The sequence below is a fragment of the Sanguibacter hominis ATCC BAA-789 genome (assembly GCF_012396185.1).
GTDB classification, from domain to species: Bacteria; Actinomycetota; Actinomycetes; order Actinomycetales; family Cellulomonadaceae; genus Flavimobilis; species Flavimobilis hominis.
On the sequence record NZ_JAAXOW010000007.1, the window covers coordinates 22,417 to 37,101 of the forward strand.

Annotated in this window: 10 protein-coding genes; 9 read left to right on the plus strand and 1 reads right to left on the minus strand. The window is 68.1% G+C overall.

Going from position 1 to position 14,685, the window contains the following annotated elements:
- Positions 1–4 precede the first annotated feature (4 nt).
- The 7 genes from HF995_RS13450 (at position 5) to HF995_RS13665 (ending at position 11,840) form a co-directional block, all read left to right on the plus strand.
- Complete coding sequence (locus tag HF995_RS13450) at positions 5–1,819, plus strand: type IV secretory system conjugative DNA transfer family protein (protein WP_168448336.1); 1,815 nt, start codon at positions 5–7, stop codon at positions 1,817–1,819.
- Positions 1,819–2,223 (plus strand): hypothetical protein, encoded by a 405-nt coding sequence (locus tag HF995_RS13455; protein ID WP_168448337.1) that lies wholly within the window; start codon positions 1,819–1,821, stop codon positions 2,221–2,223. Before HF995_RS13450 ends, HF995_RS13455 begins: the two co-directional genes overlap by 1 nt.
- Entirely contained in the window at positions 2,220–2,768 is a 549-nt protein-coding gene (locus HF995_RS13460) for a hypothetical protein (RefSeq protein WP_168448338.1), read from the plus strand. The genes HF995_RS13455 and HF995_RS13460 overlap by 4 nt, the downstream gene beginning before the upstream one ends.
- Entirely contained in the window at positions 2,765–5,236 is a 2,472-nt protein-coding gene (locus tag HF995_RS13465) for a coiled-coil domain-containing protein (RefSeq protein WP_168448339.1), read from the plus strand. Before HF995_RS13460 ends, HF995_RS13465 begins: the two co-directional genes overlap by 4 nt.
- A 122-nt stretch (positions 5,237–5,358) precedes the next feature.
- Complete coding sequence (locus HF995_RS13470) at positions 5,359–9,792, plus strand: LPXTG cell wall anchor domain-containing protein (protein WP_168448340.1); 4,434 nt, start codon at positions 5,359–5,361, stop codon at positions 9,790–9,792.
- A gap of 87 nt (positions 9,793–9,879) precedes the next feature.
- A complete protein-coding gene (gene tnpA, locus HF995_RS13985) occupies positions 9,880–10,356 on the plus strand; it encodes an IS200/IS605 family transposase (RefSeq protein ID WP_168448341.1) in 477 nt (158 codons plus the stop codon).
- A complete protein-coding gene (locus tag HF995_RS13665; RefSeq protein WP_210727508.1) occupies positions 10,353–11,840 on the plus strand; it encodes a CAP domain-containing protein in 1,488 nt (495 codons plus the stop codon). The genes tnpA and HF995_RS13665 overlap by 4 nt, the downstream gene beginning before the upstream one ends.
- 58 nt (positions 11,841–11,898) lie before the next feature.
- Here the strand turns inward: HF995_RS13665 and HF995_RS13485 are convergent, their stop codons facing one another.
- Positions 11,899–12,474, minus strand: a complete 576-nt coding sequence (locus tag HF995_RS13485) for a recombinase family protein (RefSeq protein WP_168448342.1) — start codon at positions 12,472–12,474, stop codon at positions 11,899–11,901.
- A 252-nt stretch (positions 12,475–12,726) separates the two neighbouring features.
- On the opposite strand from HF995_RS13485, the gene HF995_RS13490 reads away from it, so the two are divergent.
- Both HF995_RS13490 and HF995_RS13495 read left to right on the plus strand, forming a co-directional pair.
- Positions 12,727–13,197: a single-stranded DNA-binding protein gene (locus HF995_RS13490; RefSeq protein ID WP_168448343.1), complete on the plus strand. Its 471-nt coding sequence runs from the start codon at positions 12,727–12,729 to the stop codon at positions 13,195–13,197.
- 302 nt (positions 13,198–13,499) lie between these two features.
- Positions 13,500–14,591: a hypothetical protein gene (locus HF995_RS13495; protein WP_168448344.1), complete on the plus strand. Its 1,092-nt coding sequence runs from the start codon at positions 13,500–13,502 to the stop codon at positions 14,589–14,591.
- Positions 14,592–14,685 lie beyond the last annotated feature (94 nt).

Below are 14,685 nucleotides of genomic sequence, written 5' to 3' on the forward strand. Positions count from 1 at the left end.
CCGGATGACCCGAAACGAGCGCGTCCTGGTGCTCCTGGTGCTGACTTCGATCCTGCTCGCGTTCTACGGCGTCGCGGGCACGGTGGCCGTGCGCGTCACGTGCGGTGACTGGCCGCAGGGTGGGCGCGGTCCGCTCGGCGGGGTGATGTTCCTGCTGACGAGGGACGTGGAGACGTCCATCGGCACGGTCGACGGTTGCGCCCCTGCGACGAGCACGGTTGCCGTCGCCCTCGTCTGCGTCACCGTGGCGATGCTCGCAGCAGTGGGCGTGATCGTCTACAAGATCCATGCCTACCGGCTGACCCCGGCGTACCTGCGCAAGCAGATACTCAGCCGTCGCGAGATTGCTGGTCGCGCAGAGGTGCGCCGCGAAATGGGTCCAGCCACCGCTGTGCGCCGTGGACGTCAGGTGCGTCCCACGCTCGACAACCCCAAGACGGTCGACATCGCGTGGCAGCTCGGGCTCTCGACGGGTGTCGAGGTCTGGGTGAGCATGGAAGACGCGGTGCTGCTCCTGGGCCCGCCCCGTTCGGGCAAGGGCTTCACCGTGCTGACCTCCGTCATCGTCGAGGCTCCCGGTGCCGTAGTGACCACCTCGTCACGCGGCGACAACATGGAAGCCACGATTGCCGCCAGAGCCCGCAAGGGACCCGTCTACCTGTTCGATCCTGAGAAGGTCACCGGCAGGGCGACCTCGATCCGGTGGTCGCCCGTGCGCGGGTGCGAGGTGGGCGAGACCGCGAAGAAGCGCGCGGGCGTCCTCGTCGCCGGGACGGGCTTGGGGTCGGGGCAGAATCAGGAATGGGCCGGGAAGGCAGCCGACGTGCTGCAATGCCTGCTTCACGCCGCCGCAGTCGGCGGTGTGTCGCTCGCAGAGCTACACACATGGACGAAGTCACCCACCGCCGCCCGCAGGGCCCTGGCAATCCTCGACACCAAGTCCAACCTCGGTTGGGGACCGATGCTGCGCACGGTCCTCGATATGGAGCAGAAGGCGCGCGACAACCAGTGGTTCGGCGTGCAGTCGGCACTCTCCGCGCTCGACGTCCCGGACGTGCGACGTGTCTTCGAGGTAGGACCGGGCGAGGCGATGTTCGACCCCGAGGCGTTCCTCGCACAGGCGGGCACGCTGTACTTGACCGCCGAGCTGCGCCAGTCGATCAGCGCACCGGGCGGCGTCGGGGTGTTCTTCTCAATGCTGCTCGACGACATTGCGGCCGCAGCGCACCGAGTCGCGATGCGCTCGCCTGGTGGTCGGCTCGACCCGCCCTGCACGTTCGTTCTCGACGAGATCGCCAACATCCACCCGTGGCAGGGGCTCCCGCAGGCCATGGCCGCAGGGTCCGGTGAAGGGCTCCAGGTCGTCGCCGTGTTCCAGTCGCGCAACCAGGCACGTGAAGGTTGGGGCACGAACGGCGAGGGCACGATCTGGGAGTCCGCGACGCGCAAGCTGATCCTCGGTGGTGCGGCTGACGCGTCGGACCTGCGCAACCTGTCGGACCTGCTGGGGATGCGCGAAGAAGTCGCCATGAGCCAGTCGTGGTCGGCCTCGACGGACGTCAACCACTCGGAGCAACTGCGTGAGCGTCCCGTGCTCTCTCTCGACGAGCTGCGCCGCCTTCCGGAGCGGAACGTCCTGCTCGTCGCAGGACGTGCCCGCCCGATGCTCGTCGACCTGATCCCGTGGCCGGAGCGTCCGTGGGCCAAGGAGGTCCACGAGTCGAAGGCGTGGCACAAGAAGCACCCGGCGAGCGACGGCACGACGTCCACGCTGGGCCTGACCTACGGCGCACGCCCCACCACCCCTGAGGAGTCCTGATGAAGTCCCTGCGTCGCAAGGGCTCCAGCACGTACCGCAAGTACCTGCGGTCACCCGGCTGGCACGCCCGTCGAGCAACCTGGTTCGAGGCGAACGCCGAGAACGACGGCAAGGTGCCCTGCGTGGTGTGCCGGAGTCGGCTGAGCGTCCACACGCTCCAGCTTCACCACGTCGACTACCGCGGAGTGGTCGAGCTCGCAGGCGGGCGCTGGGCCTCGCGTGAGCGCGACGACGACCTCATGCCGTTCTGCGCCGACTGCCACGAGCAGTTGCACACCCTGTTCGACGGGAATCCGGGCTGGAAGGCGCTGGGTCGCCGTGCCGCGACGACGCGGGCCGTGGGCAAGATGCAGCGCCGGCTCGCGCGCTACCTCGCGGCCACGTTGGCGAGGGAGGGACTGTGAGCACCAGATCGCGCTGGAACCTGCCGACGGCAATCTCGCTCGAGGAAGAGACGTCCGGGCCTCCGCTCAGGGAGCAAAGCGCCGATGCGCTTACCGCGCTGGCGCAACCGCCCGCTGGCGAGGTCGACGTCATCAACTGGCGCACCGCCGAGCAGCACGAGACCGCTGCCCAGATGGAACCACTGCGCGAGTTCGTCGACTGGCTCATCGCCACCTACAACGTGCAGCCCTCCGTGATCCCGCCCTGCTGGTGGAAGCACCCTGCACTGATTCAGGAGCTCTACGCGCTGCGCGTGTTCCACGCCATGGCCTTTCACGTGGAGGACCCAGGCCAAGGCCCCATCGGATTCCAGGAACGCTGGTTCATGGCCCGGTCGCGGCTCAACGAGTACACGAACGACACGGGGTGCAGCGGAAGCGTGCACGCCCAGCGGGTCATCGAGCCTCCCGGCCCGACGCGGATCGACGACGAATGGTTCGAGCTGACGACCGGCTCGCGCGCGTGGAATGACACAACCACCCCGGACGAAGGGTTCCAGCTATGAGCGCTCAGCGCGGCAACCTCGACGAGATTCTGGCCGAAATCGACCGCGTCTCCGCGCCCGCGAAGACCGCAAAGACCAAGACGCCACGTACCCGCAAGAAGAAGGGTGCCACCGCGCCGTCGTCGGCACCCGAGATGGACACGTCCGTCGTCGTCGACGTCTCCCAGGGATGGGCCGCACCGCCCGCTGTCCCGCCGCTCCCGGCCGCGCTGCCACCCGTGCCGCTGCCGCCCTCGACCGAGCCCGCAGGTCCCGTGCCAGCCGCAGTCGCGGCGCCAGCAGCCGCTGTCCCGCCTGTTCCCCCGGCGCCGGTCTTCGAAGAGCCTGTGGTCCCGGCGTGGGACGTGACCATGGCGGACTACCGAGCCGAGCAGCAGGAGCGCAGCCAGGCCGCTGAGCGCGAACGCGAGCGGCTCAACGCGGAGATTGCCGCCGAGCGTGCACGTGCGGACGCCGAAGCAGCGCGCAGCGAGCTGCACGCCCGCGAGGCCGCGCAGATTCGCGCGGAGGCGGAGGCAGAGCAGCGGCGTCTCACGAGCCAGATCGAAGCCTCTGCCGAAGCGTCGAACGCCCTGGAGCAGCAGCTTCAGCAGGCGACCGCCGCACACGAGGCCGCCACCGAGCAGGAGCGGGAAGCGACCCAGCGGACGATCACCGAGCTACGCACGCGCCTGGAGACGGAACTTGCCGAGCGCGAGCGCCTGGTGGCCGACCTCGAACGTTCGCAGGAGGAAGCCGAGCGTCAGCACCGCGCCGAGGCAGAGCGTCTGGAACAGGCCCTGATCCTCGAACGTGAGCGCGGAGCCGCCCAGTCGATGCGACTTCGAGAGGCGGAGGAACGCCAGGCGCAGGACGCCGCGCGCGCGGCTGAACTTGAGCGCGAGCTCGCAGAGCACGTCCGGTCCGCCGAGGCGCGCGTCGCCACTCTCAAGGCATCACTTGAGGAACAGGTCGAGGCGGCGCAGAGCGTCAGCGAGAGCGAGCGCGTCGCCCAGGCCGAAGCCCTGGCCCAGGCGCAGCAGCAGCTCGCCGCCGCAGCCGCACAACGCGAGGAACTTGCTACCGCCCTCGCCGCCGCGCAAGAGGAAGCAGCCGCGACCCAGGCCACGGTCGAGCGCACCATCGCGCTCGAGCGCGAACTGGCTGAGGTCCGCGAGCAGGCCGTCGTCGCCGCCGAACGCGCCGGTGCGCACGAGGCCGAGCAGCGCGCACGCCTGCGCGAGGTCCAGGCCGAGGCCGACGAACTACGATCCACCCTCGAAGCCGAGCGTGCGGCCGCAGCGGAGGCACTGGCCGAGGCAGAGCGCATCCAAGCCCAGCACGCCGAGTTGAGTGCACAGCTCGAACGCGAACGGGCCGAGGTCGAGCGTCAGCGCATCGCCAGCAAGGAACGCCGCGAGGCGGAGGCCGCACAGCAGGAAGAAGTGCGCCGCGACCGGGAGGCTATGCGTGAAGCACTTGCCCAACTGACGAGCGTCGCGACCGCAGGGGCGCAACCGTCGACCATGACAGCCCCGACACCGGTCACCCCGGTAAGCACGACGCCGTCGCCGTTCGCCACATTCGCAGTGCCGACCGCGCCCGACGAGCCCCGCAGAGGCAACGCCCGCACCCGCAAGCTCGTCGCTGCCGTCGGAGCGCTCATCCTCCTTGGCGGAGCAGCCTGGGGCGCGTCGGCCACCCTGCGCTCGGACGTGCCTCCCGCTGCCGCACCGCAGAGCGGCATCACCGACACCGGGATGACCAAGAGCGCACTCGGCCTCGTGCAGGCCGCGCGCGCAGCGGTGCGAGAGGCCCCGAAGGGTACGGACTCGGCTCTGCTCGATGAACTCGTGTCCGGTGCCGACGCGCTCGCCCTCGAGGCAAGCACGCTTGCGCCCAGTGACCTGATCACCCGCACCGCGCAGCTCCAGGCACTCATCACCCAGGTGGAGACGACGCCCACCCCGACGAGCGTGCCGCCGAAGAAGGCGACCACCGAGCCCACCAAGAAGCCGAAGCCCGCCCCGACGAGCGCGCCGCCTCAGCGACCTACGACAGCCCCGACGACCACGCCGACGACGAGCCCGACGTCCAGCGACGTCGACAAGGCCGCGGCGAAGAAGAAGGCCGACGAGGAAGCGGCGAAGAAGAAGGCCGCAGCGAAGAAGAAGGCCGACGAGGAAGCGGCGAAGAAGAAGGCCGCAGCGAAGAAGAAGGCCGCGACGGATACCAAGACGACGTCGGCGCGCGCCACGTCGTACTCGCTGACGGTCTCGTGCCGCAGCGATGCCGTCGTGACGTTCACGGCGACCGGCTCGGAGAAGGTCACGCTGACCGTCCGGGGATCGGGCTCGGCATCGGGCACCGGCTCGTCGTCCGTGGTGCGCTCGATCACCCTCGCCAGCGGTGGCAAGCTCACCGCCACCGCGACGTCGACCGTCGGCAAGGTCGGGCTCAAGTGGTCTGCGCAGGGTTCGTGCCAGTAGTGGGCATTTGACCAGTCCGTTGATCGCGTAAGGCAGGTGGTGGTCCAGAGCCGCCGCCGTTCGCCCTCGAGGAAGGACCATCCCTGATGGGGATTACACCCACGCTTAGGCCCCTTGGTCGATTGCTGCGCCGCAAGGCGAAGCACCGCCAGTCGACCGCTCGGCGTACGACGCTGCGAAGCGTCCTTGCCGGTGCTCTGGCAGTCCTCCTGGTCGGCGGTCTTGTCTCCGTTCCGGCCGCGACGGCGCTCGGAGGCGCTAAGTACGGCTACGGCGTCAAGGGCGGCACGGGCGCGGGCTACTGGATGGGCTCGTTCATTCTCGACAACGGCGAGATCGTCTACTGCGCAATGCAGAACGACGTCAACATCGACCCGGCGGGCACGCTCAACTACGGATCGGTCAAGCCGACGTTCGGCGCCAAGACGCGCGTGTCCTCCTGGACGGGCAACAGCCTTGGCGGCGGCTCGGTCGCGATGAGCGGCACGAAGGTCAACCGCCTGGCCTACGTGCTCTCGAAGTGGGGCGACACCACCAACAAGACCCGTGCTCTTGCCGTCAAGCGGCTCCTGCTCCAGAAGTCCGGCGTGGGGATGAGCGCGGGTCAGACCAGCACGTCGGGCGCTGCCGCTGTCGTCGACCTCGTTGACGAGATGTGGGCTGAGTCAGCCAAGTACTACGGCCCGTACAAGATCAACCCGATCCTCACCACGCGCACCGATCAGAAGTACATCGACGTCACGAACATCGGTGTGAAGTCCTCTGCCGGCAACTGGACCCCCGGCTACAAGATGACGCTCAAGATCACGGGCGGCGCGACCTGGGCGGCAAATGACACGAAGACGCTGACCGTCACCACCGGGACCTCGACGCTCGAACGGCGCATCGACGTCGCCCGCGCGAGCGAAGTCACGGTCACGGCCACCGTCAGCGGCCTGCCGGACCACCTGCTGACAGTCCGCAAGGCCAAGGAGAGCCGGATCAGCGGCTACCCGGTCCAGGACGTCGTGGTCGCCGGGGAGACCGTCGGCCTCGACGCTGAGCGCACCGTCACCCCGACGGCGACGCCCAAGATCGTCACGACCACCTCGGCTGCAACGACAACCCCCGGTGCATGGATCACCGACAAGCTCGTCGTCTCCGCAGGCACCGGCATGTGGCCCACCGCCACCACGATCAAGGTCAACTCGACGCTCTACGGTCCGTTCGCCACCAAGCCCGGACAGACCTCTGCCGTCCCCGCTGGTGCCCCTGTCGTCGGCACGGTCTCCACGAACGTCACCGGCCCCGGCACGTACACGACGCCGAGCATCCAGCTTCCCGCCAAGAAGGGCTACTACGTCTGGCGCGAGACGTCCGCCGCGAGCTCGAACGGACTCGTCAAGGCATGGAACGGCGCGTTCGGCGTGCCCTCGGAAATCACCTACGCCGACTGGAACAACTTCGGCTACAAGATCACCACGCAGACCTCATCGGCCACGGCGAGTCGGGGCGCAGCGCTGACGGATCTGCTCACCGCCTCCACGACGTCGGGGACCTGGGTGCCTGGGCACTCATTCAATGTGACCTCGACGCTCTACGGTCCGTTCGCCACCGCCCCGACCCAGACCGCGAGCGTGCCCGCAGGCGCGCCCAAGGTCGGCTCTGTCACGACGACGATCACGGGCCCTGGTGCGAAGCGGACGCCAGCGATCACCCTGCCCCAGAAGTCGGGCTACTACGTCTGGCACGAGACCGCTCCCGCCACGGCCTACACGGCAGCCTGGAGCGCACCGTTCGGTGTCGCCTCCGAGCGCACCCTTGTTCCGTTCAACCCGACGGTCACCACCGTGGCGCAGCCCGAGGTTATCGACGATTCCGACCTTCCGGTGAAGGCCACACTGCGGGATCAGATCACCGTGACTGGGGCCGCACCGGGCGCGACCGTGACGGCGACCGCCCGCCTCTACTACGCAGGCGCGACGCGCCCGACAACCGTCAACACAGTCCCGGCGAGCGCGGTGCTGGTCGGACAGGTGGACGTGTCGATCCCCATTCAGAGCTCAGGGACGGGCATCGCCACGACGCCCGGCGTGACGCTCACCAGTTGGGACGAGGGGTACTACACCTGGGTGGTCAGTGTTGCTGCTGGTTCTGGGGGTGTCTCGACCGCGTACACGTCGGACTACGGCATCCCGGCAGAGACCCGCTGGCTCGAGGAGTTCGGGCTGGCGCCCTACGTCATCACGGTGGCATCGAAGGAGGTGGCCCGCGCTGGTGACGTGTTGAGCGACACCCTCGTGGTCGACGACGCGAGCCACGTGGTGAGCGCTGACCAGCCGTTGACGGTGACGTCGACGCTCTGGGGGCCAGTGGATGCCTATGAGGTCGGTGTCAACGTGCCTGCCGGTACTCCCAAGGTTGGGGAAGTCCAGACCGTCGTTGGGAGCGGCGGCACCTATGTCACGGACGGGGTGCAGCTCCCTAGCAACGCACCCGAGGGCTTCTACGTCTGGACGTACTCGTTCCCGGCGAATGGAGGCCTGACCGATGCGGACCTGCCGCCAGGGACGCTGATGGAGTACGACGGGCGTGAGGACCTGACGGTCTACGCGGAGGAGACGACGGTCGTCCCGTGGGAACCCAAGGTTGCTACTGAGACCTCTCACAAGGTTGCCGAGGCGGGCACCGCGATAACCGACGCTCTGCATGTCACGGACGGACGTCCGGGCTATGAGCTCGAGGTTGTGTCGACGCTCTACGGCCCATTCGACCGTCGCCCCGTCGAGGGGGCGGCGATCCCGGCGGACGCTCCGAAGGTGGGCACCGTCTTCACCTCGGTGACGCCGGGTGCCGACGGCAGCGCCCGTGCGACGACGGACCCGCTGACGGTTCCGGAGTCGGGCTACTACGTGTGGCACGAGACCATCGCGGAGTCGCCCGACCGCGCCTCGGCCCCGTGGGACGGAGTGTTCGGGCTCGTTGACGAGACGACCATCGTGAAGTGGTCGCCCGAGGTCGTGACGGAAACCTCCGCCGCGCAGACGAGCGTGGGGGCCACCCTGCGAGACACCCTCTACGTGTCCGGCGTGAAGGCTGGCGTGCGAATGAACGTCGTGTCGACGCTCTACGGTCCGTTCCAGGACGCGCCTGCGGAGCAAGCCACCGTGCCGGCCGATGCGCCGGTCGTGGGCATGGTGACCACCGTGGTCGACGACAACGGCACGTTCGTCACGGACGCGCTGACCGTCCCGGAGGGTGGCTACTACGTCTGGCATGAGACCATCGCCGCCACGGAAGCCACCGAGCTATGGAGCGGACGCTTCGGTGTCGCGAGCGAGACGAGCTACGCGCCGTGGCAGCCGCGTGTCACGACCGAGACGTCGCACCAGGTCGCATCTCCCGGCCAGGCGATCACCGACCGCCTCACCGTGACGGGTGCCCGCGACGGTGTGGAGCTCGACGTCGTGTCGACGCTCTACGGCCCGTTCCTGACCCGTCCTGACGAGGGCTCGGCGGTTCCCGCCGACGCACCGATCGCCGGGACGGTGACCACCAAGGTGTCGAAGAACGGGACCTACGAGACCGCTCCCGTGACGATCACTGCCCACGGCTTCTACGTGTGGCACGAGACGATTGACGCCACGCCGTACAGCGAGGCGTGGGACGGAGTGTTCGGGCTCGTTGACGAGACGACGCTCATCCCGTGGCATCCCAAGGTGTCTACCCTGACGTCCGACAAGGTGGCACAGCCGGGTGCCCAGATCACTGACGCGATCCTCGTGTGGGACACGCACCCGACGGTGGAGCTCGAGGTCGTGTCGACGCTCTACGGCCCATTCGATGCGCGTCCGGTCGAGGTGGCGACGGTCCCTGACGGTGCTCCGGTTGTCGGCACGGTGACCACCAAGGTCAAGGGCAACGGCGAGTACGTCACAGAGCCGCTCACCGTGGGTGCTGCGGGCTTCTACGTGTGGCGCGAGACCATCGCCGCGACGGACAGCACGGAAGCGTGGGCCGGCGCGTTCGGCGTCGCTGACGAGACGACGCTCATCCCGTGGGAGCCGAAGATCGTCACCGAGACCGCGCGCAAGGCTGAGGTGGGCGAGATGCTCACGGACCACCTCACCGTGTCGGGTGCTCAGTCTGGGGTCGAACGTGTGGTGAAGTCGACGCTCTACGGTCCGTTCGAGGATCGACCTGGCGAGACAGGCGCGGTGCCCAAGGGCGCGCCCATTGCGGGCGTCGTCGAGACCGTGATCAAGGGGGACGGGAAGTACACGACCCCCGGCATCAAGCTCAAGGCCACCGGCTTCTACACCTGGGTCGACACGATTGACGAGACGGTGGAGAACGGGGCCTGGACCTCGAGGTTCGGTATCCCGTCGGAGACCAGCAAGGTCATCCCGAGCGGTGGTGGTGGTGGCGACGAAGACCCCGACAGTGGCGGTGACGGAGGTGAACGCCTGCCCCGTACGGGTGCCGAAATCGCGATCATGCTGGGCCTCGGCTTGGTCCTGATCGTCAGCGGCACCGGGTTCGTCCTGATCCGACGTCGCGGGCGACTCGCGGAGTAGTACGAAGCGCCAGATGGAGGGCCCGGTCCGAGATGGACCGGGCCCTCTGTCGTTGACACGCGGGACGTGCGGGAGGATATTGGTCTCATGGACCAAGAGACCGTCGTCAGGCCAGAAAAACCGCCAGTTTGGCGATGTGAGGCTGAGTTGGTCTTTGTGACCAAGGTGCACGGAGTGGTCTTCACCGAGGCCGTGCGGACAGACTGCGAGCGGATCGTGCGTGACGTCTGTGACGACTTCCACGTCAAGCTCGTCACCTTCACCTCCGGCGACGACCACGTAGCCCTGCGGGTGTCGTACCCGCCGACGGTTCAGGTCTCCAAGCTCGTGAACTCGCTCAAGGGAGTCTCGTCTCGGCACCTGCGGCGCTTGCACCCCGAGCTGCTCGAGCCCTTCTTGTGGGAGGGGCGCCTGTGGTCCCGCTCGTACTTCTGCGGCACCGTCGGTCCGGGTGACCTGGACCGCGAGATAGCCGCATACCTCGACAGCCAGCACCGATCAGGAAGTCGACTGTCGGCGCTCGATGACAGCATGACCGCCCCCGCCCGTAAGGTCGGACCGTGACCGCGAACCAGGAGATGACGATGACCGAGCCCCGAAGGCCCGCTGCCAGGCTTCTCGCCGGGGTGTGCGCGGCCGCGCTCGCCCTGCTCGTGGTGGTGCCTGGAGCACAGGCTGCGCCGGTCGCTGCCAAGGTCTCCAAGCCCAGGGTCACCGCCTCGAGCACGACGCTGGGTGCGGCGAAGGTGCGCACCACGGTGAAGATCTCGCTGCCGGGGCCCCGCACGGCCGCCACGAGGACGGTGCGGCTCACGCTCGACCCGTACGGCTCGACGAAGGCCACGGGGCGCACCCTGACGAAGACCGTGCGCGTGAAGTGGTCTGCCAAGACCAAGAGCTACAGCGGGACCGTGCGCGTGACCACAAAGGCCACGGGCAAGCTCGTTGTCCAGGCCAACGTCGGTACGCGGTACAAGCGGATCGCGAAGATCAACGTCGCTCGTGCGAAGACCAAGGTCACCGGCTGGGACAAGTCGGCGACATCTGCGGGCCGAGGCGACGTGACCGACACGGTGGCGATCACGCCGGCATACGGGCGCAAGGTCCTGCTCCAGCAGTACACGGGCGGCACCTGGCGCACGGTCGTGACGTACAAGACCCCCGCGAAGGCGATGAGCGCCAAGGTGCGAGTCACGCTGCCGGCGTCCCGGCTCAACGCCGCGACCTCGACGACGTGGCGAGTGCACGTGCCGGACTCGCAGGCCGGGGGCAAGGCCACGACCGCGACGCGCAAGGTGACGCGGCCCACCCCGACCCCGACGCCGACGCCGACGCCGACCCCGACGCCGACGCCGACGCCGACGCCGACCCCGACGCCGGGCATAGGCGCAGGCTGCAACGGTGTCGACATACTTGGTGAACCGTTCCCGTGTGATCACCCAGCGATTGGGACCGTGCTTGACCGATACCTGCCGGGAGACACGATGGGATGCGGGTCTACGCGCGTGTGCACACGCTCGATGACTGAGGCGGAGAAGGCTGCCTTCGGCGTAGATGACGCAACTTTCTGGTGGGAGCCGGTGACGACTGTCGGTAGCGGAAATGCGGTTCTCGGACTCCCGGAAATGCTGAACCGGATCAACCACTACAGAGCCAATGCCGGAAAGGCGCCATGGCTGCCGATGCCGGTGTCCGGGGTGTCCGGTGTGCCCGGCCAGGGGGGGCCGACGCAGGAGCGCGCCACCCTGATTCAGGATCGGCTCATCGCGGAGGGGCGTTCACTCCAGTCGACGGATCACTGGACAGCGCCTGCGATCAGCGCGGCCTGGGGCGCGGCGGTGCCGCCCGCAGGCGACAAGACATGGACGTGCGGGGAGAACATCGGTTCGAACAACAGCGTGACGGCGGACACGATTGTCGGGCAGTGGATAGCCAGTGCCGGACACCGACCCTTGATGCTCTCCGACTACACGCACGTTGCGTTTGGCGCGGCAATCACGCCGGATGGCACGGCGATCTACGTCCTGCACGCCTGCTCGATGGTCTGACGAGCTAGACGCAGGGGCCCTGGGCGTCCTTTAGGTCGGACGGCCAGGGCCTCTGCTTCTATTGCGAGGGCGGTCCCGCTCGTTGGATTGTGCGATAGACGGTGGAGCGGGCGACGCCGAACAGTTCGGCAAGCTCTGTCTGGGTATGTGTTCCTGCGCGCCAGAGTTCAACAAGATGCGTTTGCTGCGCAGAGGAGAGCTTCGGCTTCTTTCCACGAAGGCGCCCCTTTGCGCGTGCGAGGGCCATGCCTTCTCGTGTGCGTGCGCGAATTAGGTCGGCTTCGAATTCGGCGAAGGTTGCGAGCATGTTGAACATCAGCCGGCCAACTGGATCGGTCGGGTCGTAGACCGCAGAGCCGAGGCTGAGTGCGACCTTGCGCTCGAGGAGCTCGTCAGCGATGTGGCGTGCGTCGGTGATGGAGCGGGCGAGGCGGTCGAGCTTGGTGACGACGAGGGTGTCACCCTCGCGGCACGCTGCAAGGGCTGCGACCAGTCCTGGACGGTCGCGCCTTGTGCCGCTGAGCCCGTGGTCGACGTAGATGCGGTCGGGCTCGACGCCGAGTTGGGTGAGGGCCTGTCGCTGCGCTTCGACGTCCTGATCGTGAGTCGAAACTCGCGCATAGCCGATCTTCATGTGTTCCAGTATGGCCGTCCCCACAACTGTGCATTTAAGGCCCCCTCATCGGGCTTTTATTCGGGCTGGTCTTAAGGGCGGCAGATGACTGGCGATTGTCCGGGATATGGCGGGTGCGCCGTTCCGTTGCGCAGAGGGATCGGCTTGCGGGCACCCCCGGCGAGGCCGCCGATCAGCGTCAACGTCGAGACGCCCGCTGGTCGCGTAGGTAGATGAGGCCGCGCACGGCGGTCCTGAACCAAGGGAGCAGACGTGTCCTACGAAACGGGATTGGTCTACGGCAACCTCGCCGTCGACCCGGAGCTGTCACAGACACCCAACAGGCGGTCGGTGGCGAAGGTGATCGTCATGGAGAACCTTCGCGCCTTGAACAAGGATTCGGGTCGCTACGAGCCGACCGGCGAGACGCGGCGGCACGTCGTGGAGTGCTGGCAGCGCCTCGCCGAGAACGTCGCCGCGTCGCTGCGCAGTGGTGACCCGGTGGTGTTCAGCGGACGGGTCAAGCCGGAGGCGTACATCAACGGCAACGGCGAGGCGACCATCGCGGTCACGGTGACGGCCGACTTCCTCGCCCCAGACCTGCGCTGGGCGACCGCGACGGTCATACGCAACCCGCGCAGGGACCAGGACGGCCCCTCGCCGCGCGTCGCGCAGGCAGTGGCCGGGTCGAGCGCCCAGTGGCCTCCGCTCGCGCCTACCGGGAGCGACGTTGGCCCCGTGTAGAGAATGGAGGAACCGAGCGCGCGGCTCTACGCCGCGCACCTCGAGTCGTCCCTACGAGCGCACGGCGACGGAGCCCCGCTGTCCAGCACAGCGCGGTCCACTGCCTGCCGCGCGCTGCGCACCGTCTTTCGATCAGTTGGAGCCCACCGTGTCCGTGTCGCCAGTGTTGAGGTCGTCGGAGGTGACGAGGTTGTTCAAGCGCGTGGCCGACAACCGCAGCGAGCAGGTCGACGCCGACGTCGTGCGACTTGACCTGCCGGTGCGAATCATCCTGGACGACGACGATGAGTGAGCCTGCGGCCATGAGGATCGGGACGGGTGAACTACCCGTCCTAGCGACACGCCTTCTCGGCTACCAGCCCGACGACGGCTACGTGGCGTTCCTGGCTGCGTCGGACTACGGGATCGAGCACGTCGGTGCGCTGGGCCCTGACTTCGAACCGAACGTCTCCGAGCTCGTGGACCGTCTGCACCCGTCCGTCGACACGATCTACCTCGTGGGGTACGGAGCAGAGGGCGCGGAACTCGCTCGCCAGTGGCAGCGCGTGATGCTCGACGGACCTGTGCCGATCGAGGTGCCCGCGACGCTTGAGGTCGTCGACGGCTATTGGGGCCGCGTCGGCGATGCGACCTTCTCTGCCGAGCTCGAACGTCCTAGCGCCGTCGTGCGTGCGGTTGCTCCCGCGGAGCCCGTGGTCGACCGGGACGAAATCGTTGGTCGCTTGGAGGGTCTGGCGGCGGAGGCGCGCGTCTCGGACGAGGAGGCCGCGATCGCGGCGGACTACGTGGGGCGGCTGATCTACAAGCAGTCGCCCGTCGAGCGGGCTGCGCTGGCCGAGGACATTCTCGTGTCCTGGGAGGCTGGCGAGCCGATCGACGACGACATTGCGCGGATCACTGGCCGACCGATGGGCGCGACGTCGATCTTCTGCGAGCTCGTGCGCGATCCCGCCGTGCTCAGCGCGGTGATCGTCGTCGCGGCCGAGCAGCCGAACATCGTGCGCTCGTTCGTCGAGGCGGCGCGTCGTGCGCACCCGAGCGCGTCCATCGACGTCCAGGCGGGCGCCGGTGCCGCAGTGTGGGCGACGGGCAACGACTCGCTCGGGCCGGTCGGCTCGCAGGCCGTGGCTCAGTGGCTCGAACCGGTCAAGCACGTCTCGCCCTTGGCAAACGCCGTCTACGAGTGCGCTCTCGCGTGTGAGGACCCCGGCCCCGTCGTGGCCGAGCTTCACGCCACAGCGGACCAGGACATGGCTAACGCGGAGAAGCACTGGGAACAGGCCGTCGCGCCAGCGACCCCGACCTCCGCACCCCCTATCTCTCAGACTCGGCCCGTCGTCAGCGGCGTCACGCCCCACACCGGCCCGAGTCCTACGCATGGACCGGAGTTCTAGTGAACGAGTATCAGATTCCTGTCGTCCTGACGGTTCGCACCGTCACGGGCGGAGATCCCCTCGTGGAGGCGGGTTACGGCGTCCACCACGACCT